This window comes from Streptomyces sp. NPDC093261, from assembly GCF_044753645.1.
In the GTDB taxonomy this organism is placed as follows: domain Bacteria; phylum Actinomycetota; class Actinomycetes; order Streptomycetales; family Streptomycetaceae; genus Streptomyces.
On the sequence record NZ_JBIVNO010000045.1, the window covers coordinates 1,763 to 5,137 of the forward strand.

Annotated in this window: 2 rRNA genes; both read left to right on the forward strand. The window is 57.3% G+C overall.

Annotation, left to right across the window (positions count from 1 at the left end):
* Positions 1-50: 50 nt before the first annotated feature.
* A 23S ribosomal RNA gene (locus tag ACIP94_RS38340) occupies positions 51-3,168 on the forward strand.
* A 90-nt stretch (positions 3,169-3,258) separates the two neighbouring features.
* Positions 3,259-3,375: ribosomal RNA gene (gene rrf, locus ACIP94_RS38345) — 5S ribosomal RNA — on the forward strand.

Sequence of the window (3,375 nt, forward strand, 5' to 3'; positions counted from 1 at the left end):
TGGGTGGTTGGTCGTTGTTTGAGAACTGCACAGTGGACGCGAGCATCTGTGGCCAAGTTTTTAAGGGCGCACGGTGGATGCCTTGGCACCAGGAACCGATGAAGGACGTGGGAGGCCGCGATAGTCCCCGGGGAGTCGTCAACCAGGCTTTGATCCGGGGGTTTCCGAATGGGGAAACCCGGCAGTCGTCATGGGCTGTCACCTACTGCTGAACACATAGGCAGTGTGGAGGGAACGCGGGGAAGTGAAACATCTCAGTACCCGCAGGAAGAGAAAACAACCGTGATTCCGGGAGTAGTGGCGAGCGAAACTGGATGAGGCTAAACCTCAAGCGTGTGAGACCCGGCAGGGGTTGCGCTTGGGGGGTTGTGGGATCTTTCTTTCACGGTCTGCCGGCCGTGAGACGAGTCAGAAACCGTTGATGTAGGCGAAGGACATGCGAAAGGTCCGGCGTAGAGGGTAAGACCCCCGTAGTCGAAACGTCAGCGGCTCGTTTGGAAGACACCCAAGTAGCACGGGGCCCGAGAAATCCCGTGTGAATCTGGCGGGACCACCCGCTAAGCCTAAATATTCCCTGGTGACCGATAGCGGATAGTACCGTGAGGGAATGGTGAAAAGTACCCCGGGAGGGGAGTGAAATAGTACCTGAAACCGTGTGCCTACAAGCCGTGGGAGCGTCGGATGCAGCTTGCTGTATCTCGTGACTGCGTGCCTTTTGAAGAATGAGCCTGCGAGTTTGCGGTGTGTTGCGAGGTTAACCCGGGTGGGGTAGCCGTAGCGAAAGCGAGTCCGAAGAGGGCGGTGGAGTAGCACGCTCAAGACCCGAAGCGGAGTGATCTAGCCATGGGCAGGTTGAAGCGGAGGTAAGACTTCGTGGAGGACCGAACCCACCAGGGTTGAAAACCTGGGGGATGACCTGTGGTTAGGGGTGAAAGGCCAATCAAACTCCGTGATAGCTGGTTCTCCCCGAAATGCATTTAGGTGCAGCGTCGTGTGTTTCTTGCCGGAGGTAGAGCACTGGATAGGCGATGGGCCCTACCGGGTTACTGACCTTAGCCAAACTCCGAATGCCGGTAAGTGAGAGCGCGGCAGTGAGACTGTGGGGGATAAGCTCCATGGTCGAGAGGGAAACAGCCCAGAGCATCGACTAAGGCCCCTAAGCGTACGCTAAGTGGGAAAGGATGTGGAGTCGCACAGACAACCAGGAGGTTGGCTTAGAAGCAGCCACCCTTGAAAGAGTGCGTAATAGCTCACTGGTCTAGTGATTCCGCGCCGACAATGTAGCGGGGCTCAAGCGTACCGCCGAAGTCGTGTCATTGCAGCATAACGGCCAACGCCGGCTGTGATGGGTAGGGGAGCGTCGTCTGCCGGGTGAAGCGGCACTGGAAGGTAGTCGTGGACGGTTGACGAGTGAGAATGCAGGCATGAGTAGCGATTCACACGTGAGAAACGTGTGCGCCGATTGACTAAGGGTTCCTGGGTCAAGCTGATCTGCCCAGGGTAAGTCGGGACCTAAGGCGAGGCCGACAGGCGTAGTCGATGGATAACCGGTTGATATTCCGGTACCCGCTGTGGAGCGTCAAACATCGAGCATCGTGATGCTAAGGCCGTGAAGCCGTTCCGGACCCTTCGGGGGAAGGAAAGTGGTGGAGCCGCCGGACCAAGCGGTTAGTAGGTGAGTGATGGGGTGACGCAGGAAGGTAGTCCATCCCGGGCGGTGGTTGTCCCGGGGTAAGGGTGTAGGCCGCAAGGTAGGTAAATCCGCCTTGCTTTCGGTTGAGACCTGATGCCGAGCCGATTGTGGCGAAGTGGATGATCCTATGCTGTCGAGAAAAGCCTCTAGCGAGTTTCATGGCGGCCCGTACCCTAAACCGACTCAGGTGGTCAGGTAGAGAATACCGAGGCGTTCGGGTGAACTATGGTTAAGGAATTCGGCAAAATGCCCCCGTAACTTCGGGAGAAGGGGGGCCATTCCTGGTGAGAGCACTTGCTGCTTGAGCTGGGGGTGGCCGCAGAGACCAGCGAGAAGCGACTGTTTACTAAAAACACAGGTCCGTGCGAAGCCGTAAGGCGATGTATACGGACTGACGCCTGCCCGGTGCTGGAACGTTAAGGGGACCGGTTAGCTCACTTTCGGGTGGGCGAAGCTGAGAACTTAAGCGCCAGTAAACGGCGGTGGTAACTATAACCATCCTAAGGTAGCGAAATTCCTTGTCGGGTAAGTTCCGACCTGCACGAATGGCGTAACGACTTCTCGACTGTCTCAACCATAGGCCCGGTGAAATTGCACTACGAGTAAAGATGCTCGTTTCGCGCAGCAGGACGGAAAGACCCCGGGACCTTTACTACAGTTTGATATTGGTGTTCGGTTCGGCTTGTGTAGGATAGCTGGGAGACTGTGAAGCTCGGACGCCAGTTCGGGTGGAGTCGTCGTTGAAATACCAGTCTGGTCGTGCTGGATGTCTAACCCGGGTCCGTGATCCGGATCGGGGACAGTGTCTGATGGGTAGTTTAACTGGGGCGGTTGCCTCCTAAAGGGTAACGGAGGCGCCCAAAGGTTCCCTCAGCCTGGTTGGCAATCAGGTGTTGAGTGTAAGTGCACAAGGGAGCTTGACTGTGAGACCGACGGGTCGAGCAGGGACGAAAGTCGGGACTAGTGATCCGGCGGTGGCTTGTGGAAGCGCCGTCGCTCAACGGATAAAAGGTACCCCGGGGATAACAGGCTGATCTTCCCCAAGAGTCCATATCGACGGGATGGTTTGGCACCTCGATGTCGGCTCGTCGCATCCTGGGGCTGGAGTCGGTCCCAAGGGTTGGGCTGTTCGCCCATTAAAGCGGTACGCGAGCTGGGTTTAGAACGTCGTGAGACAGTTCGGTCCCTATCCGCTGTGCGCGTAGGAGTCTTGAGAAGGGCTGTCCCTAGTACGAGAGGACCGGGACGGACGAACCTCTGGTGTGCCAGTTGTTCTGCCAAGGGCATGGCTGGTTGGCTACGTTCGGGAGGGATAACCGCTGAAAGCATCTAAGCGGGAAGCCTGCTTCGAGATGAGGACTCCCACCCACTTGATGGGGTAAGGCTCCCAGTAGACGACTGGGTTGATAGGCCGGATCTGGAAGCCAGGTAACTGGTGGAGGTGACCGGTACTAATAGGCCGAGGGCTTGTCCTCAGTTGCTCGCGTCCACTGTGTTGGTTCTGAAACCACGAACAATCCCGCCGTCGGTGACGATGGTGTGTCGGGTTGTGTGTTTCATAGTGTTTCGGTGGTCATAGCGTGAGGGAAACGCCCGGTTACATTCCGAACCCGGAAGCTAAGCCTTACAGCGCCGATGGTACTGCAGGGGGGACCCTGTGGGAGAGTAGGACGCCGCCGAAC